The sequence below is a fragment of the Candidatus Rokuibacteriota bacterium genome (assembly GCA_016209385.1).
Taxonomy (GTDB): Bacteria; Methylomirabilota; Methylomirabilia; order Rokubacteriales; family CSP1-6; genus JACQWB01.
In genome coordinates, this window is record JACQWB010000270.1 from 1 (window position 1) to 24,566 (window position 24,566).

Sequence of the window (24,566 nt, forward strand, 5' to 3'; positions counted from 1 at the left end):
ACCTACAGGTCTGGCCGGCCTTCACAGCCGACATGTCCTCTCAACCTGTCCTATCTGGGATAGGGATTCATCCACCGGCTACACGGCGCACGGCGTCGGTGGCCGCGGCCTTGAGATCGTCGCCGAGCGACACGGGTAACCCCGAGGCCTTCTCGCGCGTGACCTGAGAGGCGCCAAACTGCATCTTGCTCACGCCCTCGGCGGTGAGCTTCCCCAGCACGAGCACCTCGTCCTGGCGCACCTCGTGGGAGACTACCTCGAAGGACCACGCCCCCTCGAACGCCTCGTTCAGGCGCTGGATCACGGCGTGGCCCTCCACGTAGTCGAGCCAGCCGTTGCGCCCCTGGCGCTGCCTGATCTGGGCGGGCTCGAAGGGTTTCTCCAGTAGCGTCCGGTTCATGACCCACCTCCAATCTGAGCGGTTTCAAGCGCGCGGAGGGCGTTGACGACGAGCTTCCGAAGCTCCCTCAGCTCCCCCTCCGCAAGTTCAGCCGACAGGTGATCCACCCGCTCGGCGAGCCGGTCGAGCGCAAGCGTCAGCTCGGCCGCCTCCTTGAGGGCAGCGCGGACGACCGGGATCACCTCGAAGACGACGAGATCCGCAAGTGAGCGCTCCATGGCTACGCCTCCTCCGTGACCCAGTCCGGCGCGGGCTCGCCTTCGGCCTGGGGCGCACCGTTCCTCGGCAGGAAGGTCACCCGCTGGGCGACGACCGTGAGGCGCGAGCGCTTCTCGCCGGCCTCGGTCTCCCAGGACTCCTGCCTGAGCCGCCCCTCGACGAAGACGGCGCGGCCTTTGGTCATGTGAGCGGCGACGGCCTCGGCCTGCTTCCCCCACACCACGACCTCGACGAAGCTCGTCTCCTGCTGGAGCTCGCCTGCCTGGTCGCGATAGCGGCGGTTCAGGCCCAGGCCCACCTGGCAGACCGCGGTCCCCGAGGGCGTGTAGCGCAGCTCGGGATCGCGGGTTAGGTTTCCCATCAAGACAACGTGGTTGATGCTGGTCATGACGGTTTCTCCTTCCTTGATGAACAGGACGGTTCGGGTTCGGCGGCTCGCGCCTCGGCCTGGCCGAGGTAGGCCTGGACCGCCTCCCGGATCTGCCGGGCGATCGGGACGCCGGTTCGCTGCTTGACGTGCCAGAGCCGGCTGAGCATCTCCGGCGGGATGACCCACTTGTACATGGCGCTCACCTCCTTTCGCGTCGGGTCACCCAGGGGCAGACCGGATCAGATGCGGGAGGCCTCGCGCTCGCGGGCCAGGCGGCTCTCCATCTCGTGCTCGAAGGCCTCCTCCTCGGCGGCGAAGGGGTCGAGCTTCCGCTCGAGCTCCTTGATCTCTGTCTTGAGCTCGCCGTTTTCGGCCTGGAGCATGGTCACCGCCTTCTCCAGCTGGTAGATCGCCGAGGACTTGAACGCCTCGATCCCCGACCGGGGATCAAGCCGCGCGGCCTCCTGGATGGCGTCCCAGAAGCCGAGGCCGCCAAACACGTACCGCCGTGCGAGCTGGTGCGCGGCCTCGAACAGATCGCTCTGCGACCCCATGGGCGTCACCTCCTTTCGGTGCGTGGGGTGTGCCCCAGGGCCAGAGGCGATCAGATTCAGGGAACGCGCGGAGCCGCGATGAGCCCGCGCCAACGCGCGGAACACGCGGGAAGCGCCAGGACCAACGGGTGGGCGGGTGGGGGCGTGGCCCGCAGGGCCACCAGAACGCTCAGACGAAGCTCGCGTGAGACCGGGGCCAAGCCGTGCGCTCGTTCCTTGCACGGCGCCGGGCCCGCCGTGACGCTACGGCATCAGCTCGCGCTCAACCCGCTTAATCGCGGCAGGCGACGTGCTCGCCTTTTCGCACGGCGCATGACGCGCCGCCGAGCGACGCGCTACCGCTGACTGGGACTGGGCGGGCGGGATGGCGGCGAAGCCGCCAGGCCCTCAGGCGGGCCGGGCGAGTCGCCGCGCCTGGTAGGCCTGCCAGATGCGCCGCCACTCGGGCGATGAGAGCGCGGAGCCCTTGACGCGCTGGCGGCGGTAGAGCCACGCGCCCAGGCGAGGGAGCACCCGCGTGTCAGCGTGGATGACGTCGCGGAGAAGGGCATTGGCCAGGAACCCCGGTGTGAGCGCCACCTCAAGCTTCGCCTTCTGGATCTGGTAGTGGCTCCACGCGACGCCGGCCTGGTCGTGGGAGAGCCGGAGCGCGTAGAGCCGCTTGCCCAGCGCAGCCAGCTCAGCTAGCGACGCGCAGCCTTCGATCTCGGCAATCAGCGCACGGAATGCTTGATCCTGGTGAGCCTCCCAGGTGTCGGCGACGCCGCAGCGCGGGCAGGACGGAAGCTCAGCCGCCTCGTCATCCGCCTCGTACTCCAGCCCGCAGCCGGGGCACCGGATCCCCTCGGGGTGGATCGAGCCCAGCCGGTGCCAGGCATCCGGGGTCAACGCGGGCTCGTCTTCAGCGGCCCCGGCATCGAGCGGGAGGACGCCCTCAGTCGTCACCCACTCGGCGCGACCGTTGAGCCGCTCGGCGTGGGCGAGGGCATCGGCCTCGGAGGCCTCCTCCACCCGCGCCAGGTCCACCACCAGCCAGTAGAGTTCCTGGAGGACAGCCTGGAGCCCACGAGCTCGGGCCTCGGCCTCGTAGTGGGCGATGACCTCGGGCCCGGCCTCGAGGGCCAGGAGCAGCTCGCCCAGCTCGTAGGCCTCGCGGGCCGAGCAGCGGAGGCGGCGCATGAGACGCTCTACCCCGAGGCGGACGGGCTTGCCGTCGTCCAGACGCTCGTGAGGCACCAGCACCGTGTCCCCGACCAGGACGCCCTGCTCGAACCAGAGCCGCTCGCCCTGGCTCAAGCCGGAGATGTGCGAGAGCAGCTCATGCACCGGCTCGCCCTCGGGGACGACGAAGATCCGGCCGAGCGCCGTGAGCCCGGGCTCCCCGCTCTCCGAGGCCTCCGCCACCCAGCGGAACGCCGTGACCGGACCGAGAGTGCACGCCTCCCACCGGCCGCCGGAGAAACGAGGCGGCTCCGCCCCGCCGCCGGCGAGGACCACGGCCACTGGCTTCCCCGCCCGCGCGGCCTCCCGCGCCGTGAAGACCGACCCGCGCGAGGGGCCCCAGAGGAAGGCGACCACGCCAGCCGACTCCCGCGCCAGCCGACGCGAGCGGGAAAGAAGCGCCGCGCGCCCGGAGCCGGAGCCCTCCACCACCCGCCCGCCGCGCCGGACGAACACGCGAACGAGCCCGCTCGGCGCCTCAGCCAAGGAGCCGGGCAGGAAGACCACCGAGCGCGCGCACGCCTTCCGCCCCGCGGCCAGCACAGCGCGAAGGGCGTACTCATCCGCGCCCCTGGCGCCGCCTGACCCGATCCCCCAGCCCCGGCCTAGGAAGAACCGAACCACCTCAGCCACCTGGGACGCCCAGGCCTCCGGAAGCGCCCGAGCCCCGACCACCGCGACGAACCGATCCGCTGCCATGGCAGCACCTCCTGAACACCAGCCGCGCCGGAATTGACGCGGCGCCTGCGAGCGCCGGCCCGCAGGCGAGGCCGAGGGACCGCCCCAGCGGAGGGCGGCCCTCTCCTCAGCGATCAGGAAGCTCGCGCGCGATCGGAGGCGGAGGGCGTCAGGTGAATCGAGTGAGCGATGGGGAGGCAACAGCGGCAGATGGACCAGCCAGGGCCGCCCGGAGCGGTTTCGCCCCAGTCACCCGAAGGGCCGAAACGAAGTGGAGGACCCCGGAGGCCGCGCGCCGGTGAGGGATAAGTGGAGGGGACCCAGGTGGGCTTCGCCCACAGGGGCGGAGGCCGTTTATGCTCACCGGCGCGAGAGCCGGAGGGGTTGACGGGGGCGAAAGGGGCGGTACACTCGGACGAGCTGCGGCCGGGCGAACCTTCCGCCTCAACTCGCGGAGCGATCGCGGGCCGCTTGGCGTTACCTCACGGATCGACCGCGGCCGGTTGCCTCGGCCGCCACCACATGCACTACCGCCCGGGCCGCGTCGCTCAGGCTGGCGCTCGACCGGGGCCAAGCCGTGCGCCGTCTCTCCTGCAAGGCGCCGGCCCCGCCCGAGACCGTCGCATCACTCCGGGCTCACAGTCTCCGCGTCGCTCACGCCCGCGCTCTGACGGGGCCAAGCCGTGCGCTGTTCCCCTGCACGGCGCCGGCCCCGCCACCAACCGCGTGCTTCACCCCGGGCTCACAGCGCCGGATTTCTGATCAAATCATTGACGGCTGCGGCCATCAGCTCACGTCGGGTCACGAGAAAATCTTGGAAGCGATCAAGTTTCCAGAGCGAGCGGTCCTTGGGAATACACTGGGCCTCAAGGCGGTCAGGATGCTGATCGGCGATCTCCGCAAGGTATTCATCAGGCGGCCGCTTCGAAATCTGGCGGTTCGGACGAGCAGCTAGGAACGCCAGGTTCGCAATTTCGTCGCGGTCTTTTCTCCGAACACCCGCTTCTTTCAACAAAGCCTTGGGGAAAATATGATGTATGTGGATCTGCTGCTCCTCTCCCACAACGTCGGTCCCCAGCGCAATCCCTCGGAACCAGTCCTTGGCTCTTCGCTTCCGAGCAACCGCGTACGTCATCGGGAAAAGCGGATTTCTCCAGCCCGCGTCATCAAACTCGTCGGCGCTCACCTCAAGGGAGCCCAACGGCCCAAGATTTTTTACAAGCTCCGCAATGGGGTCCGCCGCACCGAAGGCCTTCAAGTCCTCGTCCAAACCCGTTTCGAGGCTTACACTGTATCGCCCGCGGAGTGACGCTAGGTAGAACCACCGCAGTAAGCCCGTCTCTACGTCTTTGACAATCTTCCGTTGCCGGTCAAAATACGCCGCAATCGGGATGAGGGCATTCAACGATGGGAGCCATTCGGAAGACTCAAACCGGGCGTTCTGCCGCACGAAATTGACAGCGCTGTCAACCGCTCTTTCGGTCCTCTCCCATATGCCCCTGAGTTCGTCCTGGCTTTTCTTCCAAAACTCCGTAAGATATCGGAATCGGCTCTGACGCGTGCCGATGGCAATGAAGGCACGCATTAGGAAGCGCGCATCAAGAGAAAAGCCGAGTCCCTCGTATTCATCCAGCGCGTTTTCGAACTTTTCAACGATAGCCCCAGGAAGCCGCAATGCAAGCTGAGCCAGGACTAGCTCAGCGGCTCTGAGTCGCGTCCCTGCAGAATTCACCCGTATAAAAAGCTCAGTTACTTCCTCGTAGTCGTCGCTCCGAAAGATCTCAATGGGGAACTTATACTCCCCGACCCGCTTGAGCTTTTGCAGGCGGTCAAGATAGATCTGACTGCGTGGGTCGTTCAATCCTGGCCCACCGGCCGCTTCGATCCCTCGAAGGATCTCAAGGTCAGGCTGTTCGTTGTTGAAGACAGCCCGAAGCGGAACCCAGAGCGGGTCAGCCTTCAGTCGGCGGTGGTACAGCTGGAACTGTTCTGCGTCGAGGTTGAAATACACCTCGATGCCGTCCTGGCCTTTCACCAAAGCCTTATAGAGAGAAGTAACTCGCTGCTGGCCGTCGAGAACAATCTTCGGCTGACCGGGGCTCGGAAGGCGGGGAGCCTCGACACCTTCAAGGTGTTTCGTGATCGGCAACTCGACAGTGTCCCAGAGCAAGATCTGGCCGGCCGGGTACTCACGGTAGAGCGAGTCTACGAGCTTGGTAACCTGGGGTCCCTTCCAGACGTAAGCGCGCTGGATTTCAGGCAGGAGCACCTGCCCCCGTTCGATCTCATCGAGTAGTTCCCTGACCTTCAGCGGGTGCCCGATCATGTTTGCGCCTCCTCCTAACAACCAAGGAGCCTCGGCGTGATTGTCGGCCCAAAGCTCTTGCCCAGCCCCTCACTCGGCTCAATCTACTGCCCTTCGCTCGTGGAACGGCCCTTGCCCGCCAGGTAAGCCTCCAGCGCTTCCACCACAGCATTATTCAAATTCAGCCCCGACTCCTGGCAGTACCTCATGAGACGCCACATCAACTCCGGTGGCACGCGGAGCCCACGCTCTGCCGCGACAATCCGAAGCCAATCACGATTGACAGGATCCGCATCCACGTTAATCAGGCGAGGCTTCTCTCGGCGCCGCCGCATTGACACGCTCTTCGGCTTTGCTGTTCTACGGTCTTTCTGCATCCTACCGACCTATTTTCACCTCAAGGGATTGAAGCACGCTTGCTCACTGCTGAACCTACGATCCTGTCTCACGACGACTGCCACCTAAGGATAACAACACTCTCCCGGGCTGGCGCACGCCCAAAGTATCCCATCTGCTGCGCGCTGTTCCCTCGATGGCGAATCACCCAGGAATCTTCACGGGTATAGCCTAATCCCTCACCAATCTGAGCCAGGTGCTCGTCCACTTCGACCATGACGCCTGCGTGGCGAACATTGCCAACCACGAAAGCAAGCCGAGAGCCTTTTCGGAGGTAAGGCTTCAGAGCCTGAAGCATCAAAAAGCAATCTTGAAAGTACCCCTCAATCATCGGCGGGACACGGCGGTCTGTGACTGGAGCCTTGCGAAGCTGTCTGAGAGTCATCCCCAATTGGGGAGGCGGAACGTAGCCATTCATCGGAGAACTCGGAGCCTTGGCCTCGACATGCGAACGAAACGACTCGTATCGGAGCTGCTTCAAACCCTCGCCATCGCAGAAAGCCAAGAGAAGTTCAGGTGCAAAGACGCGCGAGTAGTCATGGCGATTAGGATAAGGCGGCGAACACACAACCGCCGACACTTTTCCTAGGTTGGTGGGCGGAAACCTAGCATCACCCTGGACTACTTCCCACCTCCCGGAAGACCTTCCTGGGGCAGACCTCGCGCGCACGTCAGAGATCATCAGCGAGACGATCCGATCCATTCGCTCAAGCAGGTCCTTACCGGATGGTCGCCTCTGGGTCCACCGGAGCCAACCTCCGTCTGACTGTGCTCGACAGACTTCCCGCATTGCCCGCAGATACGCCACCTGAAGAAACTCTCGATGATTCCGTCGAGACGCTGAGAGGATACCTTCACGGACGGCGACTAACCAGCTCCACGCCGTGGGGGTAAAAGCGCGCCTCACGAGTGGGAACTCATGGGGAGGAACCGAAGTGGGTCGCTTCGGGATTCGCGCACGAACATCCTGCCAAGCGGCTTCGAGTTCATCGGGATTATAGTTGGCAATCTTGACCTTGCTTACCAGTACCGAAAGCGGAAAAACATCCAATCCTATGGCTGGTATTCCGTGGTCTTTGGCAACCACAAGCGTCGTCCCCGCGCCTACGAACGGGTCGAAGATACGGTCATCAGGGCCAAGGTTCCATGCTTTGACCAGCTTTTCGACAAGGCTGTGGGAATAGCTATGGGGGAACACAAACCAGCGATGGACCGGAGCGTGAAGGAGCGGGAGAGGTTTAGCCGTCCAGGCCCAGTCCGTTTTATCTACGTACCCCCTCGGAAGTCCGGCCACTCCTCACCCCCGCCGTTCGTGTCCGATGGCCTGATAGGCGGGACGCGGGAACTTGATCTTCACGGGTTGGCGATAGATAGGATGCGCGAGCAACAGCTCACCTTTGTCGAGACGCGTCAGATGGGCTTTGAGGTCCTGGGGGATGAACCGGTAGGCAGACTCCGAGAGTTCCGTAGAATCGCTTCGGCCGATCACCCGGCTGGAGCAGTTACCGATGACCTGGGGGTGGACCTCGCTCATGAACTGCTCGGCCGAGAGAAGCACCACGCCTAAGGATCGGCCTCTGGCCGCAATGTCCAATACAAACTCGAGAATCGATGAGTCCCCTTGCCCCCGGCCTGCTGGAGCGTACTTGTTCAGCTCGTCCACGAAGAGAAGCACCCGCCGAGGAAGCTCGGCCTGCTCGTCGAGCGTCGCCTCAGCGTACATCCCGTACACTTCCTGGATGATGTGCCCGAACACCAAAGCGCGTTCCTCATCGGTCAGCTTAGCGATGTCCACCACATAGGTCTGACCGCCTTTGATTTTCCGGATATCATCACCGAGATTCACAGCACGTCGCGGGTTCCGCTGTGGCACGAAAACCCCTGACTGGCGGTTCCTCACCACGCGCCTTAGGACTCGAACGAACCGTCCGACGGACGATGCTGCCACTTCACGGAATTTTTGCGGGATACCCTTGTCCATAAGCGGAGGGCCGTTGAGGAGCTGATCCCAGGTACTTACGTCTTTCCAGGAGGGCTCCTGGTTCAGGATTCCCTGCTGCACCTCCCCGATGAGAGCCCCGAGGGTATCCCATGGGTCCGGGACTCGGATGAGGAGGCTCAGGCCCGGGCCCGGAGCGTCACGTCGTCCGATCACGTCTTCCAGGGAGTAGGCATACATCTGAAACTGGTCAGGGGGCTCCCCGAAGCAGTTGGGAAGGCCGGTGGTCTGGGTGTCCTTCCCGCATGGAAGGAGGTACCGGACATTGCGGAATGGCTGCGGCTTGACCCCGAGCGCCTCCCAAAGCTCGTGATCCTCCGGCGTGAACCCCCGGGCGGGTTTGTCAATGACCAGGAGATCGTTCTGCTTCACGTTCAGGATGATGACCGCGATGTCAGCCTCCCCCACTGTCTGGAGGATGGACTGGATGAGAAACATGGCGTAGGAGGTCTTGGTGGCCAGCCCGGAGATCCCCGAGATCGTCACGTGTGCCCCTTCGGGGCCCAAGACATACCGGGCATCCAGATAGACACGGGCCCGGGTACCATTTGACATGGTGATAAGGCCCGCCGGGATTCTATCCTCCTCCGGCATCTTGTCGATTCCGAGCGAAACATGGATGCCTGCCTCATCCGCGAAGGCAATAGGCGCCTCGCTCTGAACCGGCATGTAGATATCCCGATCATTGGCAAGGACCCCGACCTCCGCGATGTTGGCCCCCTGGCGTGGTGTGTTAGCTATCTCCTCCACATTCCCGAAGTCGTTGGAGATGTAGTTTGAGAGATGAGACGGGGCATCCGTGATCTGCCGGATGTTGGTCACCAGGCCAAAGGTCCGGCTGCCTTCCATCTGTTCGACGGCGATGATGTCGAACGGGTTCACCACCTGGCCCGGGGCGAGCCAGAAGTAGAACTTCTCCGAAGAGCTGGGCTCGCGCTCAGTGGCCGAAGCCCGGCCGATGACTTGGGGTTTCTTCTCTTCAGCCATCAGACGACACTCCTTCCGGCCGGGGCATAGAGCTTGGCCTTCTCAGGCCAGCGGAGCCCCGCTTTCAGCGCCTCCGGGGATAGGAAACCATTTTTCACGGCTTGCTCGGCGAGAAAGATCCCGTAGAGATGAGCGTGCCAGCGGACGTCCCTTCCGTGTGGCGTTTCCGACCGCTCACCGACAAGGGCTCGCGACAGCTCGTCGATCACCTCCGACGGCACCGGCTCTCCAGAGGGGTTCGGATACTGCACCTTCACCACGCCCATCAAGGGATAGTCTAGGTGTTTCTGGGGGCGAATGCGAACATACCAAACCGCGACAGTGCCCGACAGCACGCTAAAGCCCGCCGTCCGATGCGCGTCGTCAAGCCTGGCCAGAAGCTGATAAAGGTTGAACTTCTCCCGTCTTCCGCGTTCCCCCTTGACACTGAACTGGGGCTCCCGGCTAAAGGACTTGGCCACCCCGAGAAACTGCCGGCCGTCCCGCCACTCCCGGAACTCGCTGCCGAGGCCGCCATCGAGGACCAGCCAGTGATCCTCCAACCTTGAAAGCTCGCGGGCAATATCCCATTCGAGCATCCGCATCCGCCAGTTGGCTTTATGGGCAGCCTTGGACCGAGGTTCTTTTACCCCAGTGCCTTGGGTGTACGCGTCCTCTTCCTTAAGATTCACAAAGTCAAAGCGGTCCCCAGCCCGTTTGACGGTCTCCTGGACCTTAGGTCCAAAGGAAACCGCATCACGGTCCATCAGAAGGAGCAGCTTATGCGCCGACTTCGCCACGTGAACCTGACCGTCGTCCTCGCGGAAGACCGCAACTGCCCCGATCTGCGCGACGTGGACTGGAGTCTGGCGGTCCCCTTCAATAGCTGTCCCGATAAAATACGTCCGGGCTGAGCCATCGAGGAAATAGCGGTAGATGTGTTTCTCCGGTCGGTAGAGCGGTGGGACGGGAACATAGGTGGCACGGCTCGGAGCCTCGATCAGCACGTCAAGGATCTTGTCATCCGTTCCGGTCCTGATGCGGTCGTACACTTCTTCCTGATCCGGCCGCATCAGGTCTTCTAAGGCCTGCCCGGTCGCCGGCAGAATCTCTGCCTCCTGGGCAATAACCTCCAAGGCGGGGCGGAGACCAAGAAAAGGGTTAGGCACCCTTCTCTCCCGCAGTCGTTTCGACAGTCATGAGCCACTTTACAAAAGCTTCAGGTAAGCCGTGCTCTTTCGCGCCCCGAATGTAGAACTCCACATATTTCGCCGTCGGCTTAAGACCTTCCCTGATCTTCGAAGGTCGTGCGAGGTATACCCATGCCTCGACCATCTTTCCCTCGGCGTCCCCAACCTCAATCGGCATTTTCTTGCGCTCATAGTGGGAGGGGTAACCCTCATATCTATCCAGATCCGCCAACTGCTTTCGTGTCAGATCATACAGCACACCCAACACAGCTTCTCCTTCGCAAGACACCACGTTCCCCTTGTCAGTGCAGTCATCTCCGAGTTTGTTGAACACCAGCCTGAAGCCGTGGAGCTGTCCCGTCGCAACCTTCTTGGGCTTTCCCACCCTCTGAATCAGCCGCTCAGCGCACATGTTGGATCCGTAAGCGAAGTACCACATATCCGTTAGCCCAAATCCTGAAGGGAGGATCGAATTTCAGCCAACTCCTCGGCAGTCAGGTCCCAGAGTTTGGCGGCCACTCGATCCACTTGGTCCTCGATTTCTTGGACCCCGGCTGAGTCGCAGGTAGCGGCGGCCTTGTGCGCGGCCTCGGACAGTTCCCATAGCTTCAAGTGGGTGCGGTCCTTGTCTGAGAGCTTTGGGATGCGGATGTTTTCCAGGATGTGCGTGTCCATGGAGATCTCAACAGCATAGGCGGCTACAACCAACCGTGCCGGAGCTGAATTCAACACTGCACAGAGATAGTGTGCCTCTTCCCTGGAATTTACGTGCACCATCATGAGTTTGTGGTCCGGGATCACAGGCCGTCTCTTCACTGGACCGACGACTGCTGCCGTAAGGCCGGCCGCCTGCTCCCGCCACACGACCTTATAGGGAGAGAAAGTGTAGTCGCCTACGGCAAATATCGAGTAAAAGGGACCACGATCCATGAGGTGCCGGACTGCCTGGGTCTTTCTTGCGTGCAGCACGGACTCGAAGCGCTTGAGATAAGCATATGCTTTTGGATACTTGCGTTTCATTACAGCTTCGGCGATGCCCATGCGAGTCTTTGGGTCTTGGGTCATTAGGATATGGGCTGACGGTTCTGCCTTCCACCGATTCACATCCCGGCCTCGGATCAAGGGGTAGAGGAGATCAGCTTCGATAGCCGCCTGGGTGCTTTCGACCTTACGTTTTGCTCCCTCGGTGAGGTTGGAGACTATCGCCAAGCCAGCTGGGCGAGTGCCAGTAATCTCGACCCAGTAGACGGCATTGGCGCCGCCAGTGAATGAACCGGCATACGCGCGGTATTCCGACGGACCGAGAATGCGCCGGAGAGCCCGGAGGGCCTTGGGCTTGGCAGTGATCCACGCAGAGGTCTTGTCCTTCGAGTCGACGGGCTCGGCGTGCCAGCGCTTGAAGGTGACTAGCTCTTTCGTAACCTCCTCATACGGGGTATCGAACCCGATGGTGCTCCCGCGGCCCTCCTTCTTCTTAACCCAGGAGGAGTACGAGACCGGGTAGCGTACGGGATACCCTTTGCCGAGCACAGCGACGCTGGTCCTGTTCGTGGCGCCCTCGAACGGCTTCAGTTCTACCATGTCCTCAACCACAAGAGGGCCAACAGGCGTCTTGTCCGGCAGAACAAATCGGCGGAAGCCCTGCCCGGCCCCCGAGGTCTTGAAGAGGCTCTGAGAGAGGACAAAGCCAAGCTTCCCCCTACGCACCAAGTACTTGTCCAGCGAGACGTACGCCATCAGCATGGAGATATCTTTCTTCCCCTTGCCCAGGATGGTGTCCATCCCACCGTGGGGAAAGAGGCCATAGTGCTGCCAGATTGCAATGGAGCGCTGGCGGTATTCGTCGGGGAGGTTCTCCCAGTTGACCCAGGGGGGATTTCCGATGACGTAGTGAACAGGCTCTAAGAATAACGGTGCGAAGCCGTTCTTAATGATCCGGGCCCACACGCCGTTGAGACCCTGCGCCTCCAAGTCTGCCAGGCGGCGATATACCTCAGTGAGCACAGGCTTCGCAGCCTCGAACTCCTCCTGATAAACATCCGCAGCCTGGGCCAGTCGCCCGAGGAAGGCCTCCTCGCCCACCCGAGCTTCTACTGACTCATCAACGATGTTGGCTAAGGTCTCCATCCGCTCCTTGGTGGCAAAGGTTTCAGGGATGTCAAAGACGCCCACCGAAGTCTTGAGCTTATAGAGGCCGTGCTCAAAGAGCCCTTCCCCTCTGGTTGGCGTGAGCACGGAGTCACATTGATAGACCGGGACGTCAATCCCCTCAGGAGCCAGGCGTTTGGTCTCCTTGAGTAGGTCACCCAGGGCGAGCAGATAGTTGGTGCGCGCCGCAATGACTGCCAGTGGGTTTAGATCGAAGCCGATGACGTTTTGGCGGATGGCATCTAGCGTTTCCGTCGGACCCATCTTTCGCCGAAGGGCTTCTCGCTTGACGTGGTTAATCACCAGGACTAGGAATGTCCCTGAGCCACAGCCGGGGTCGAGGATCCGCTTCGTGGGATCTCCCAGATCGTGGCCTAGAGTCTGGCGAATCAGCCGCTCCGCCAGCCAGTCCGGTGTGTAGTACTCACCGAGATCGTGTCGAATCTCGCGGGGCAGGAGGTAGTGATAGAGCTTCTTCAGCAGGTCCCGAGCATACTCCGGAGCAAGTTCCAGAGAACCCGGATCATACTCGGAGAGCCGCCGGACCATCCGCTGGAGCTCGTGATACAGATCGTCATCCCACGCCGAGAGATACCAACCAAAGAAGTCGCCTTCGAGGAAGTTCCGAATGCCATATTCTCGGAAGAGTCCTCCGCGCTCAAGGGACACAAAGCTGCTCCGAAGCTCGTCTGAGTTCTCTGCGGCCATGTGAGCGAAAGGGACTTTACTGCCACCTGCGTAGCGAGCGGCGGCCAAGGACGCGATTAGCTTGATCAGGAGGGCGTAGTACGTATGGAGGGCAAAGAAGACCTTCGCGGGCTCCGTATACTTGGGGTCGAGCCCGACGCCGCGGACGAAGGCGCGGAACTCCTCCTTGGCTTCCAACCGCTCCGACCACTCTCTGTAATCCGTGGCCTCGCTGAAGAAGAGGCGCCACTGCTCGAAGAGCTTTTCAACCAGCGGGTGTCTCGCACTGTGGAGCGACCGGTAAATCGTCCGGACCGCCCGTTGAGCTTCGATGTTCTTCGGGCCAAAATCGTTGATAAGGTTCTCAGGGATGAGTGCGGCGCCCGTCGCCAGTGCGAAGAGCAGCCGAAGGAAGCGCTCAGCAGACCCCGGCGTGACGGGCAGAAGCTCCGGGTCCGACCAGCCTTCCCCCACCCGCCGAATAAAGATGAAGTACCGCCCATCCACGGCAACGCCCGCCAAGCGGTGCGCTTCCCGCCGTTCCCGCTTAGCGACTCCCAAGATGTAGTCCTTCACCTGCTGAATAGCATGCTGATTGCCTTTGGTCGCGAGCTTCTCGCTTAAGCTCCCCGGGCGCTCGTACTCGATCACCAGCCGGTTGTACACCGCATCCACCCGGCCCCGGGCCACGTGGTATTCCTCTCGCACGTTGAGAGGAATCTGAGCATCACTAACCACATAGTCGAGCAGACGGGCAACTTCCCGGCGAAAATCAGCTTCAGTTCGGTCCGGGGTGGCGATACTCAGGAGGCGTTGAGCGAAGTTAGGGGCGAGGCGGGAGGCAAGTTGGTCCAGCGTGGTTGGATCTGGCTGCATTCACCGTCCTCGCGGTGTCCTTAGAGCGGAACAATATAAGGTTTGCCAGATAAGTCAAGTGCTAAGGGCGCGATCAGGCTCCTTTACCTACCGATCCGGGGTGAGACGACTAGCTCGCAGGCGTCTGGGGCATGGTCACCCTCTTTCTCCCAGGTACGTCTCGAGGAAGTCGGCCCACTGGGTGCGACGGGCGAAGTCCAGCTCCCGGTAGAAGGCCGAGGGGTCGCGGAAGGGCGGGAAGTAGAGGGAGAGCCCTCTGACCGGCTTCATCCTTGGGCCCAAGTGGCCTTCGGCCAGGATCGGGCTTCGGGTTCCCGTGCCATCCATGATGGCCTGAACGTTGCGGCAGGCCTGCCTGATCTCGCGCTGGTCGGTGGCGGTGGCCAGGTTCACGGCGAAGTGGTGGAGGTCTACGTAGAAGTTATCGAAGAAGCGGACGGTGCGGCGCCAGGCGGTGTAGAGCGCGGACTCAAGGCCCGGGCTCGGGAGCCGCTTGAGGAGGGCTCGGGCCAGGGCGTCCACCGCCTCCACGAGGTCGTCGAGCCTTGAGAGGTCGATGGCCGACTGGGTGACATCCAGGCCTGCGCTCCGGTAGGACTCGATGTAACGGTGAACGATGACCTTCCCGAGATCGTCGGCGGTCATTAACGGCCTGGCCACGAGATCCTGGAGGATCAGGTCGTATGGCCAGCCGTCACCGGGCTCCAGTTCCTCGGAGCCGACGAGCACGGAGGCATGGTTTCGGATCTGGTAGGCGACCTCCAGCATGGTCATGAGGCAGGCGTCCATCCCGACCAGGTCCACCTTCCTGCCGAGGAGCCGGTGGGCGGTCCGGAGGACGCGCTTCAGCTCACGGTTGTCCAAGCAATCGGTGGACCCGTCGTCGTAGGCGATCCCGCGCCGTCTGGGATCAAGCCGGAGCAGGCGCTCGCGCGTGGTGTGGAAGAAGCTCCTGCGGAGCCTGGGCGTCGCGCGGGCCAGAAGCTCCCTTCGAGAGGGCACGCCTGCTCTGGAGAGCAGCTCGGGCGGCACATAGAAGCCCGAGCCATGGTTCCAGAGGATGAGCGCGCAGGCCCGGGCGGGGAAGGCCTTCACGCCGAAGCGGAGGAACTCCTCCAGCACTTCCGGGTCGCCGGTGTTGGTCTCGCCGAGGTCGGACAGGAGGGTCGAGGTGATTCGCTTCGGATGTGGCCCGCGGGTGATGTAGTACCGCCTTGTGCTCCGCCAGTCGCCCTCGGAGCCGTCGTAGTCGGCGGCCCGGTCCACCTGTACCAGGACCTCGACTGAGCCAGGACGCGAGCCCACGCGCTCCATCTCGTTGATGTCCTCGAGGGCCGCGCTTTCGAGGTCATTGTCTCCCGCCATGTACGCCAGGACTGTCCACCGAGCAGGCTTCAGCGCCTCGCCGGATCCAGGCTTGGAATCCTTCTCCAGGCCCACGAGCCGTGAGCCTTCCCGCCGCCGATGCGTGCGTTCATCAGTCATGTCGCCACTCCCGCGTGGTCCGGAGCACCCATCGGCCTGCTGGCGGGTCGTCGGGGCTTTCGCGAAGGCCCCCCGCCGGGAGTCGGAGAGACCTGAACAGGCGAGTCCAACACGGGCGGCCCGTGTCTGGCGAAGAAGTGGGCGATCTGGAGAGGCGTGAGGCTGGAGCGGGGGAGGTCCCGCCGGAGGCGCGCGAACACCCGGCGACAGGGCTCCGGGCCGACGAGGACGTCGAAGAGTTCCCCGGGAGAGAGCCCGGCCCGGACGACGCGGATCAGGGCGCGGAGGATCCCCAGCTCGAGGCGCAGGCCGATCACCGTGGCGTCATTCACCCGGCGGTAGGGCCTGGGCGATCCGATCTCGCGGAACGGGACCCACCGGCGGTAGACCGTCGCGTGGTGCGGGGTCGCGACCAGGCAGAGATCATCGAGACGAGCGATCTTCGCGGCGTACAGGAGCAGCATGCGGAAGAGCCGGAACAGGATTGCCGTGCCCGAGGCCCGGTAGCCCGGGTCGAGGGCGAGGGCCGAGGCCTCGGCCAGGCGCCGCCCGCGATCTTTCAAGGGCTCCAGCTCCTCCCGGTAGACGTCCTCCATCGGGAGCCCGATCCGCGAATCCTGGATCAGCGTCACGGTGCCAACGACGCGGCCGGCGGCTCTGGCCAGGAACACTTTGGTGGACGGGAGCGCGTTGTGGAGGCTCAGGCGCCAGCCGGAGGGGTGCGGGTCCATGAAGCCGCGCCGGACGTACTGGTCATGGAGGAGCCTGAAGGCCTGCTCGAACTCCTCCGTCTCCCCTGCCAGGCCGAATTCGAGCCGCGCGACAGCGGGATCATCGAGCCACCACCGCCGCGTCCGGCCTGAGGCTTCCCGCTCGTGCGCGCGCGTCACGAGCTGACTCCAGGCGTGACCGGCCGCGGGCGGAGGCCTTCGGGATGGCCCTGGAGAAGCCCGCCTGCCAGGAGCACGAGGGCAGCCACCTCGCGGTGGTAGATGTCCAGGTGAGCGCCCACGAGAAGCTCGCTCGCCCTGACCACCGCCGAGCCGTCCACGTTGACCACCGGGAGGAGAGGGATCCCGATTCGCTGGGTGAGCCGGAGCTCGACCTCGGTGGCGCCCACGCCGAGGGCTCCGACCGCGCCCATGGCGCTCCTGGCCACAGTCGTCCTGGTTCTGAGGCCGCGGCCGCCCCGATCCACCTGGCCGCTTCCGGTGACCAGGGGGTAGAGCACCCGGAGCGCCGTGTCGTGCACCGAGCGAACGGCCACGATGGGGCCTGCCACGTGCCGCTCCGCGAGCACCCGGTGATAGAAGCCGGGCCGGTTGTACCCGGGAACCTGGGGAGCGAACGCGAACGCGGAAAACGCGGCCTGGAGGAGGACGAGACTCGTGGGACGCGCGCCGCCCAGCACCATCGAGCTCACGAGCTTCGCCCCGAAGGAGTGGCCGATCAGGTAAAGCCGCGGGCGGGAGCGAAGACGCTCCCAGAGCGGAGCCCAGCGTTCCCGGCCGAAGCGCTCGCCCACCTGCCCGGCGCGCCGCTTCATCACCCAGAAGCTCAGGGCCTGGAACGGAGTGACGAAGAGCGCGCCGCGGCTCTCGGAGAGGAGGCGGAGGAGGCGGTCCAGCTCGGCCTCCTCCTCGGGCGCCAGCGGAATCTCGGCCTCGATCAGCTCGCGGAGCAGCCGGCGGAGCGCCTGTGTTTCCGTTCGGGTGGGACTGGCGAGGAGGAGCCGCTCCAGCTCGGGCCAGAGTCCGTCGTCCAGCGCGCCGCGCGCCAGCTCGGGATCAGCGAAGGGCTTCGAGGGCCAGTGAAGGGCGAGCCGGAGCGGGGCCACGCGGTCCCGGAGCTTCTGAAGCCAGCGCTCCAGGGCGCCGAAGAAGCGCGCGGCTCCCTCTCTTGCCTCGGCCCTGTCGTTCAGCCAGCCGTGGCAGAAGAGAAAGCAGTCCGTGACCGAAGGCAGGCCCTGCTCGATCTTCTCGAGCGCGGTCGGATCTGCGACACGGCCGTCTCTGGTGAGCGTGAGGAGGAGGACCTCGGGGCTTCGGGATTGCGGAAAGCCACGGGGAACCTGCTCAGGAGTCTTGAGCGTCCCTGTCGTAGCTCTACGGGAAGCGACAGCACATGACACGCTGGCGCCGGGCATCGCTCAGAGCCCCCGCACGTTGACGGCGCGGGCGATCTGCTCGAGGAGCTGGATCATCCGGTCGAGCTTCGCGCCGAGCCACTGGGTGAGCCACCAGACCAAGTAGAGGGAAATAGCCCCGGGGATCCCGATCATCCCGAGAAGCCGCACCCAGCCGTTGAGCGTGAGGCTGACCTGGTCGTTCCTCGCCGGCTTCTCGCGGTCGTCGTGGCTCTTCAGCATCGCGTGAGCCGCGCGAGCGCGAGCATGAGGGCGAGATAGAGCGCCTCGAGGCTCGGCAGCGAGAGGCGCACGTCCAGGCGCTCCACGCCTCGCGTGAAGGAGAGCCGGAAGCCGCCGTCCGGCGCCTGCTCCACCGCGGGCTGGGCCAGGCCGTGGTGGAAGTCCACCTCAAGCCTGATGCTCACGGCTCGTTCCTCCTCCGGTATGACGGCCACTGGCACCAGTAGGCCTGGTTGGTCTCGGCCAGGCGGTCCAGGATCGTCTCCCCCAGGCGCAGCCGGAGCGCGTCCAGGTCGAGGTTGGTCGTGATCGTGGTGGCGCGGCGCTCCTCGTAGCGGGCGTTCAGGATCAGATACAGGGTCTCCTGCACCCACTCCGTCTGCCGCTCGCGCCCCAGGTCGTCCAGGACCAGGTGGTCGCAGGTGGTCAGCAGGTCGAGCGTCTCGTCGAAGCGCTGGGGCGCGGCGCCGTGAAAGCTGCTCCTGAAGGTGAGGAACAGGTGGGGGACGTTAACGATGACCGCGCGAAAGCCTCGCTCGATCAACGCCCGTGTGATCGCCACGCCGAGATGGGTCTTCCCGGTCCCCGGCGGGCCCGCGAGCGTGAGCCCCTTCCCGCCTTCGGGAAAGGCCTCGGCGAACGCCCGGCAGACCTCGACGACAGGACGGGTCACGGGCGTGACCTCGAAGGTGTCGAAGCCCGCGTCCCGGTGACGGAGGCCGATCCCGGAGCTGCGGAGGAGGCGCTGGACCTTCCGCTCGTGCTCCTGGTGGCGGTGCTCGCGGGCTTCGGCCTCCCGGCGCTCGGCCTCGCAGGCGCACTCGCCGGGCCAGCTCCTCGGGCCGAGCCCGAATGGGAGATCGAGGGTGAAGAGCTCCAGGGGCCGGCCGCAGCGGGCGCAGCGGGGGCCATGCTCGTGCGGCACCGGCAGGGTGCACGCATCGGTCAGACGCCGCTCCGCGCGCGCCGGAGCTCGGCCAGCTCCCAGGCCGCCAGCGTCACCTTGATGGCGCGCGCCTCTTGGAGGAGCTGCACGGCCCTGTGCTTCGAGGGCGCGATCCGGGCCAGCGCGCTCTCGTAGGCAGCCAGATGCGTGGCCGCCCGGCCTTCAAGGCTCAGGACCTTCCGGACCTTCTCGGACCTGAGATCGCTCATCGCCCGCCTCCGTCCGCCATCGGCGTCGTGCCCTGCGCCGGCGTCACACGGTCTCGCCCCTGACCCGCCTCAGCTCGCCGAGCTGGCTCCCCGTGAGCGTCAGCTCGATGGCCCGCGCCTTCTGGCGTAGCTCCTCGGCTTTCTGCCGGGCCGGCTCCACGCGTGCGAGCGCCTTGTCGTAACGGGCCTGGAACCTCGCCGCGCGCGCTTCGAGCTTGAGGGTCGTGCGCACCTTCCGGGATCGGATCTCTTCCATTGGTCTCTTCCCTGAGCCGCATCCGGCTCAGGCCCGGGGGGTATTTGCGCGGCGGGACTGAAGCCACGGTCGCGCCTGGCCCGAGCCGTCCGTGCCGCGTCTGTCCCGCGTGCGGCGTCTTCCGCGTCGAGAACTGCTTGAGGCTCTCCCAGATGTAGCCGAGCGGGACCTCGGCCGGCGCCTGGCCGCGCCGCCCGAAGCGCTCCACGGCCGTCGTGACCGCCTTCTGGATCACTGCGGGCGTGTGCGCCGTCTCGAGGAGCCTGAGCGCGTCCAGCTCCTGGGGAGCCAGGCGGTCGCGCCCGGTCTTCAGGAAGAAGAGCTCCAGGGTCTCCCTGAGCACGGCGGGGGCCTGGCTGATCGCCTCGGCCTTTGTGAGAAGTCTCTCCGGCGCCCGGTGCGGGTCCGCCCCGCGGACACGAAGTGAAGTAGTACTTCTCTTTCTTTTTCTTCCGGCTCCTGAAGTGTTCGGATTCCCTGAGCTTTCGGCGCCGAGTTGCGTCGGGACTAACGTCGGGACCTGCGCCGGCACTTCGCCGAACCGGGCGGAGAGGTCGGTGTAAGTGTTTCCCGCCAGCGGGAATTTGTGGATCGCCACCTCCACCAGGCTTCCGCGCTTTCCGCGGTGCAGCGGGTACCAGATGTAGCGCTTCCGCTTGAGGCGCCGGCAGAGCTTCTCCACGTGGCTCCGGGAGAGCCCGGTCTGCTCGGCCAGGACGGGCCAGCTCGTCCGGACCGTCCCGGTGCGGGGGCTCGCCTTCGTGCAGAGCCAGTTGAACATGCCGTACTCGTCCCAGCTCAGGCGCCGGAGCTCCAGGTGCTCGTCAATGCTCCGGCGCCACTTGAGGTAGTTGTCCGCGCCCGAGGGCCGCATCTTGAGCGCGATCGCTTATTCCAGGCCGCCGTCCACCGCCTCGGCGTCATGGGCGACCATCCCGTCCAGGACCCTCAGCCCCTCGGCCTCGATCCGGCTCCTGACCTCTGCCAGGAGCTTCTCCCCGCGCTCGCGGATCGCCTCGGGTAGGCGCGTCCCGCCGTCGGCGATCTCGCCCATCCCCCGCCCCACCCAGAGGCGGCACTCGGCCCAGGCGTGGTCGCCCAGCTCCGCGGTCACCACGATCCAGCTCGTGTGGTAGGGAACCCCTGTGGCCCGGCCCCGCTCGCTCTGGACCAAGGGCGCGATCCTCACCGCTTCGACCTTCCGCTCCACGAGCTCCGCCACCATCGCCGCGAGCGTCCCGAAGATGAGCTTCATCCCCTCTCGCCTCCTTTCACCCTCAGCCAGCCGCGATGAGATCCGCGTAAGTCGAGAGCAGGAGCAAGGCACGGGCCAGTTGAGCAATCCGAAGAAGACCCGGAAAGGAAGGCCTCTTGGGGCTTGGAGAAATCAGCGCGAGAGGACGGGCGCTCCCGCGTGGAGCGGGTCAGGCCGGACGGACTGTGTTGCGCTTTTGTTGTCGTTTCGTTGTCGTTTCCAGGCGGGCCTGGAGGGACTGGCAGGGAGGAGAACTTCCCGTGTCATATGCACTCCCGGGGTAATTCGGTTGTCGGCCGTCGTTTTGCAGCGAAGGGGCAGGAGGGTTGTCCCCGGAATCCGGCGCGACAGGGAAACTGCCGGTCACCCGCAGACCGGCACCGGGCTGATGAGCGGTGAGAACGAGGCCATGACCCTTACCCTTACCCCGAGCCTGCACCAGCTACTTGAGGACCCACGGCGGGCCGAGGCGCTTCCGCCAGAAGAGATACCGAGCGCCCTCGGTGATCTGGAGCGCTTCAAGGCAGAGCTGGAGCATCTCAGGGCGATCCTGTGGTCGAGGATGCTGGAGCTGGTCGCGATCCCGAAAGATCGGGGCGGGACTCTGGCTTCCGTGCCCGGCACCAGGCCCGGCATCGCCACGCCAGACCGGGCAGGACAGAGACGGGTTGTCCAGAGCCCGGAGTTGGAGTATCTTTCAATCCGCGAGCTGTCCAGCCGAATGGGCTACGCCGAGGGCACGATCAGGAACCTCATGAGCCGCGGGACGTTCAAGCTTGGCGAGCACTACGTGAAGCCCCGCGGTCGTATCATGTTCAAGTGGCCTGCCGTGCGCGCGTGGCTTGAGCAGGCCGCGGGACAGGGCCTACCGCATGGGATCGATCCGGTCAGAGCGCGGGCGCCTGTTCCTTGATTTTCGCTGGAGGGGCGTGCGCTGCCGGGAGTGGACCGGCAAGCCCGACACCCCAGCCAACCGCGCGGAGCTCAAGAAGCTCCTCCGCCAAGTCGACGGCGAGATCGCCGCCGGCACGTTCGACTACGAGAAGCACTTCCCGGGCGGATCGAAGCGTCACGTCTTCGCTCCACCCTCCCCGCCTGCCGACACTGCCGCCACGTTCGCAGACCACGCCAGAAGGTGGATCGAGACCCGCCGGCCCTGGCTAGCAGGAGGAACCCAGTACGACTACGAGCGGATCATCGAGGGGCACCTCATCCCCTACTTCGGGGCCCGTTCTGTCTCGGAGATCCGGGTGGACGATGTGGAGGCCTTCGTCGGGGCGCTCAAGCGGAAGCGTGGCACGAAGGGCCCGATCCTTTCGAATCGCCGGATCAACATGGTCCTCCAGGTCCTGCGGCTCTGCCTCGATCCGGCGGTGCGCCGGGGCCTGCTTGAGGAGAACCCCGCCCGCGCGGTCATCAAGCTCAAGGAGGAGAGGACGGACATTGATCCTCTGTCGCTCGAGGAGGTGAAGCTTTTTCTCGCCCACCTGCCCGGTGCCTCCTGGAAGCGCTATTTCACGGTCGCGTTCTTTACCGGGCTCCGCCCGTCGGAGCAGATCGGCCTCCGGTGGGACGCGATCGACTGGGCCGCGAAGCCGCCCCAGGTCGTCGTGCGGCGCGGCGTGACGCGCCGGGGTGGTGTCGGTCGGCCGAAGACCGAAGGCTCCTACCGGGAGATCCCGATGCTTCCGGTCGTGGAGCGGGCCCTCCGCGAGCAGCGCGCCGAGAGCCAGCTCTGGAGCGAGTGGGTCTTCCCCAACGAGCGGGGCGGCCACCTGGACATCACCAACCTCCGCGAGCGCGTCTGGAAGCCCACGCTCCGCCTGGCGGGGCTCCGGGGCCGGGCGCTCTATCAGACCCGGCACACCTTCGCGACCCTGGCGCTCGCGAGCGGCGAGGACGTCGGCTGGGTCGCCAGGGTCCTCGGCCACACCTCCACGGAGATGGTCATCCACCATTACCACAAATTCATCCCGAACCTCACGCGACGGGACGGCTCGGCGGTCGCGGAACTGATTGCGCGGAGCGGCCTATGATGGCGCTCGCGGGCGACCGGCAGCGAATTCGTCGATGCTACGGGCCGTCGGGTGCGCCATTCTTTGTCTTCAACGGAGAGATGAGGGCCGATCCATTCCGAGCGTTCGGGCGCGGGAGGCCACCATGAACTGGGCACTGGTGATACTCGTAACCGTCGTCGTCGGTTCTTTGCAGCCTGCCAGGAGCGCGGCCCAGTCTGGCGTCAGTTCAACGGAGATTACCCTGGGTACTGTTGGGCCACTCTCAGGCCCCCGTGCGGCATTCTTTCTCCCCTTCTACCGCGGCCTAGAACTGTACGTTAGGGCGCTTAACGACGAAGGAGGCGTCCACGGACGCAAGATCAGGCTAGTGCCTGGAGACGCCAAGGACACGCCAGACACGGCGATCGGCGAGCTCAATCGGCTGATCGAGGTCGAGAAGGTATTCGCCTTCGTTGGGAATTCTCTGGGAGCTGCCCAGACGACCGCTGAGAAGATTCTCGACGAGCGTAAGATGCTGGACTTCGGTCCGCTCACCTTATCTGATCGTCACGGTATCCCGGCCGAGCGAGGTCGTTTTTCGTTCCGCGTCCTTCCCGCGTTAAGGCACGAAGCCCAGGCCGGTTACAAGCACCTAACACGGCGACGTGGCATGGCTGCCAACAGGATCGCGGTCCTCGCGCCAGATACTCCACTCGCGAAGATGGGCGCCGATTCGGTGGAGAACCTAGCCGCTGCGCAGGGAGCAAAGCTCGCCGCCCGTATCGTGATCGATCTCCGACAGGATCGAGCAACAGCAGTAAGGATGGCAGTGCAGGGCTTGGTGCCCATGAAGCCCGGAGCGGTAGTGCTCTTCGGTGTTGCTCCGCTCGTCGAGCAGCTCGCCGCAGAGCTCACCAGTCGCCGACTGGAACCCGTCTGGCTGGCTACGGATGAAGCCGTGCCCTGGCGCTTCACCGAAAAGCTGAAGGAGTTGGTGATGGTAACCGGGGTCCCATCTCCCGACGGGTCTAACCGCCCAGGAGCCATTGCGTACCGCGAACATCTGAAGAAGTACGCGCCCGGTGCCGCACCTGGATACGAGAGTCTCATGGGATACGCGACAGCGAAGGTCTTTGCCGAGGCTCTCCGGCTCACCGGCAAGGAGCTGACGACTGACCGCGTCGTGACCACCTTAGAGAAATTTCGAAGGTGGGACTCAGGAATCCTCGGCCCCATCACGTACACGGACAAGAACCACCTCGGCACGACCGGCGCGTTCGTGGCTGAGTTCAAACAGGGAAAGAGGGTAGGCCTGGAAGTTCTCGCTGTCGCCTGTTGCGACGAGTGCCAGCCCACCTGCAAGGAGCAGTGTGTCAAGGAGTGCGCAGATTAACGCGGTCGTGAGAGCCATGAGAGCCCTGTTGCGAGTTCTTAGTGGTCTGATAGCGCATTTGACCACACTTCTGGCGCGTGCCGTGAGCCTCATCGTCCCGGGCATGCTCAGGATGATAAGGGGTGCTCCTTACGCGCTCACGAGAGTCCTCTGGGGCCTGGCGCAAATCCTCGGTTGGCTGATAAAGCATTCGACCAATCTCCTGACGCTCCCCGTGGCCTTCATAATCTGGGCCACGCTAGCGGGTTTCTTCTACTGGTTCTTCTCGACCAGCTGGGTGATCGTGAAGGATTTCAACGTCGCCAGCGCAAGCGAGCTCAAAATAGACGGAAGGGCCCTCAGGGACCACCTCACAGCAGAACTTCGGCGCATCCGCCACCTCCACGAGAGCGGTGGCCGGCGGCCCGATCCCGTCGAAGTTCTGACGCGAGCATTGAAGGGGCGGGAGGCACGTCCGGAGGAATTGCTGAAGCGGGAGCCTCGCGAGATCCAGGAGATCGCGGCGCTGCAGTTTGATGTGCGCGAGATCCGAGCCCTAAAAACGCTCTAAGCGAATGGGTCTGAGCGGAAGTACGTGGGGACGCGGGGTTACGGAACAACGAGTGCGCGAGAAGGCTGCTGGAAAAAACGCTCTAACGATCGGAGGGG

General features: G+C 64.4%; 24 protein-coding genes. 4 read left to right on the forward strand and 20 right to left on the reverse strand.

All coding sequences use genetic code 11. From position 1 onward, the window contains the following. Nucleotides 1–67: 67 nt before the first annotated feature. The 20 genes from HY726_20555 to HY726_20650 form a co-directional block, all read right to left on the reverse strand. Nucleotides 68–400: a hypothetical protein gene (locus tag HY726_20555; GenBank protein ID MBI4611389.1), complete on the reverse strand. Its 333-nt coding sequence runs from the start codon at nucleotides 398–400 to the stop codon at nucleotides 68–70. Next, on the reverse strand, nucleotides 397–618 hold the full coding sequence (locus HY726_20560; GenBank protein ID MBI4611390.1) for a hypothetical protein: 222 nt from the start codon (nucleotides 616–618) through the stop codon (nucleotides 397–399). Before HY726_20560 ends, HY726_20555 begins: the two co-directional genes overlap by 4 nt. A 2-nt stretch (nucleotides 619–620) precedes the next feature. After that, entirely contained in the window at nucleotides 621–1,007 is a 387-nt protein-coding gene (ssb, locus tag HY726_20565; protein ID MBI4611391.1) for a single-stranded DNA-binding protein, read from the reverse strand. After that, the gene (locus HY726_20570; GenBank protein ID MBI4611392.1) at nucleotides 1,004–1,183 is read right to left on the reverse strand and encodes a ribbon-helix-helix domain-containing protein; all 180 of its coding nucleotides are present in this window, start codon (nucleotides 1,181–1,183) and stop codon (nucleotides 1,004–1,006) included. Before HY726_20570 ends, ssb begins: the two co-directional genes overlap by 4 nt. A gap of 45 nt (nucleotides 1,184–1,228) precedes the next feature. Beyond that, nucleotides 1,229–1,543, reverse strand: coding sequence for a hypothetical protein (locus HY726_20575; protein ID MBI4611393.1), 315 nt, complete (start codon nucleotides 1,541–1,543; stop codon nucleotides 1,229–1,231). A gap of 387 nt (nucleotides 1,544–1,930) precedes the next feature. Then, nucleotides 1,931–3,463, reverse strand: coding sequence for a DNA-processing protein DprA (locus HY726_20580; protein ID MBI4611394.1), 1,533 nt, complete (start codon nucleotides 3,461–3,463; stop codon nucleotides 1,931–1,933). 721 nt (nucleotides 3,464–4,184) lie between these two features. Further along, nucleotides 4,185–5,768 (reverse strand): DUF262 domain-containing protein, encoded by a 1,584-nt coding sequence (locus tag HY726_20585; protein ID MBI4611395.1) that lies wholly within the window; start codon nucleotides 5,766–5,768, stop codon nucleotides 4,185–4,187. 1,672 nt (nucleotides 5,769–7,440) lie between these two features. Further along, the gene (locus HY726_20590; GenBank protein ID MBI4611396.1) at nucleotides 7,441–9,129 is read right to left on the reverse strand and encodes an ATP-binding protein; all 1,689 of its coding nucleotides are present in this window, start codon (nucleotides 9,127–9,129) and stop codon (nucleotides 7,441–7,443) included. Further along, the gene (locus HY726_20595) at nucleotides 9,129–10,292 is read right to left on the reverse strand and encodes a hypothetical protein (protein ID MBI4611397.1); all 1,164 of its coding nucleotides are present in this window, start codon (nucleotides 10,290–10,292) and stop codon (nucleotides 9,129–9,131) included. Before HY726_20595 ends, HY726_20590 begins: the two co-directional genes overlap by 1 nt. After that, entirely contained in the window at nucleotides 10,270–10,737 is a 468-nt protein-coding gene (locus HY726_20600; GenBank protein ID MBI4611398.1) for a gamma-glutamylcyclotransferase, read from the reverse strand. Before HY726_20600 ends, HY726_20595 begins: the two co-directional genes overlap by 23 nt. A 5-nt stretch (nucleotides 10,738–10,742) precedes the next feature. Next, nucleotides 10,743–14,009: an N-6 DNA methylase gene (locus HY726_20605; protein ID MBI4611399.1), complete on the reverse strand. Its 3,267-nt coding sequence runs from the start codon at nucleotides 14,007–14,009 to the stop codon at nucleotides 10,743–10,745. Nucleotides 14,010–14,144: 135 nt separating this feature from the next. Further along, complete coding sequence (locus tag HY726_20610) at nucleotides 14,145–15,494, reverse strand: hypothetical protein (GenBank protein MBI4611400.1); 1,350 nt, start codon at nucleotides 15,492–15,494, stop codon at nucleotides 14,145–14,147. Next, on the reverse strand, nucleotides 15,491–16,384 hold the full coding sequence (locus HY726_20615) for a hypothetical protein (protein MBI4611401.1): 894 nt from the start codon (nucleotides 16,382–16,384) through the stop codon (nucleotides 15,491–15,493). Before HY726_20615 ends, HY726_20610 begins: the two co-directional genes overlap by 4 nt. Beyond that, on the reverse strand, nucleotides 16,381–17,625 hold the full coding sequence (locus HY726_20620) for a hypothetical protein (GenBank protein ID MBI4611402.1): 1,245 nt from the start codon (nucleotides 17,623–17,625) through the stop codon (nucleotides 16,381–16,383). The genes HY726_20615 and HY726_20620 overlap by 4 nt, the downstream gene beginning before the upstream one ends. 18 nt (nucleotides 17,626–17,643) lie before the next feature. Continuing rightward, complete coding sequence (locus HY726_20625) at nucleotides 17,644–17,862, reverse strand: hypothetical protein (protein ID MBI4611403.1); 219 nt, start codon at nucleotides 17,860–17,862, stop codon at nucleotides 17,644–17,646. Then, nucleotides 17,856–18,047 (reverse strand): hypothetical protein, encoded by a 192-nt coding sequence (locus HY726_20630; GenBank protein MBI4611404.1) that lies wholly within the window; start codon nucleotides 18,045–18,047, stop codon nucleotides 17,856–17,858. Before HY726_20630 ends, HY726_20625 begins: the two co-directional genes overlap by 7 nt. After that, nucleotides 18,044–18,787, reverse strand: a complete 744-nt coding sequence (locus HY726_20635; GenBank protein MBI4611405.1) for an ATP-binding protein — start codon at nucleotides 18,785–18,787, stop codon at nucleotides 18,044–18,046. The genes HY726_20630 and HY726_20635 overlap by 4 nt, the downstream gene beginning before the upstream one ends. Before the next feature lie 20 nt (nucleotides 18,788–18,807). Next, on the reverse strand, nucleotides 18,808–19,017 hold the full coding sequence (locus HY726_20640; protein MBI4611406.1) for a hypothetical protein: 210 nt from the start codon (nucleotides 19,015–19,017) through the stop codon (nucleotides 18,808–18,810). Next, entirely contained in the window at nucleotides 19,014–20,147 is a 1,134-nt protein-coding gene (locus HY726_20645) for a hypothetical protein (GenBank protein ID MBI4611407.1), read from the reverse strand. Before HY726_20645 ends, HY726_20640 begins: the two co-directional genes overlap by 4 nt. Before the next feature lie 15 nt (nucleotides 20,148–20,162). Next, nucleotides 20,163–20,528, reverse strand: a complete 366-nt coding sequence (locus HY726_20650; GenBank protein MBI4611408.1) for a hypothetical protein — start codon at nucleotides 20,526–20,528, stop codon at nucleotides 20,163–20,165. A 409-nt stretch (nucleotides 20,529–20,937) separates the two neighbouring features. Between HY726_20650 and HY726_20655 the strand changes: the two genes are divergently transcribed. The 4 genes from HY726_20655 to HY726_20670 all read left to right on the forward strand — a co-directional run bounded on the left by HY726_20655 (nucleotide 20,938) and on the right by HY726_20670 (nucleotide 24,468). Further along, nucleotides 20,938–21,441, forward strand: a complete 504-nt coding sequence (locus tag HY726_20655; GenBank protein ID MBI4611409.1) for a hypothetical protein — start codon at nucleotides 20,938–20,940, stop codon at nucleotides 21,439–21,441. Then, nucleotides 21,401–22,564 carry a site-specific integrase gene (locus HY726_20660; protein MBI4611410.1) on the forward strand — a complete coding sequence of 388 codons (1,164 nt, stop codon included), beginning with the start codon at nucleotides 21,401–21,403 and terminating at the stop codon, nucleotides 22,562–22,564. The genes HY726_20655 and HY726_20660 overlap by 41 nt, the downstream gene beginning before the upstream one ends. 124 nt (nucleotides 22,565–22,688) lie before the next feature. Next, a complete protein-coding gene (locus tag HY726_20665; protein ID MBI4611411.1) occupies nucleotides 22,689–23,918 on the forward strand; it encodes an ABC transporter substrate-binding protein in 1,230 nt (409 codons plus the stop codon). Nucleotides 23,919–24,000: 82 nt separating this feature from the next. Beyond that, entirely contained in the window at nucleotides 24,001–24,468 is a 468-nt protein-coding gene (locus HY726_20670) for a hypothetical protein (GenBank protein ID MBI4611412.1), read from the forward strand. The last annotated feature ends 98 nt before the right edge of the window (nucleotides 24,469–24,566 follow it).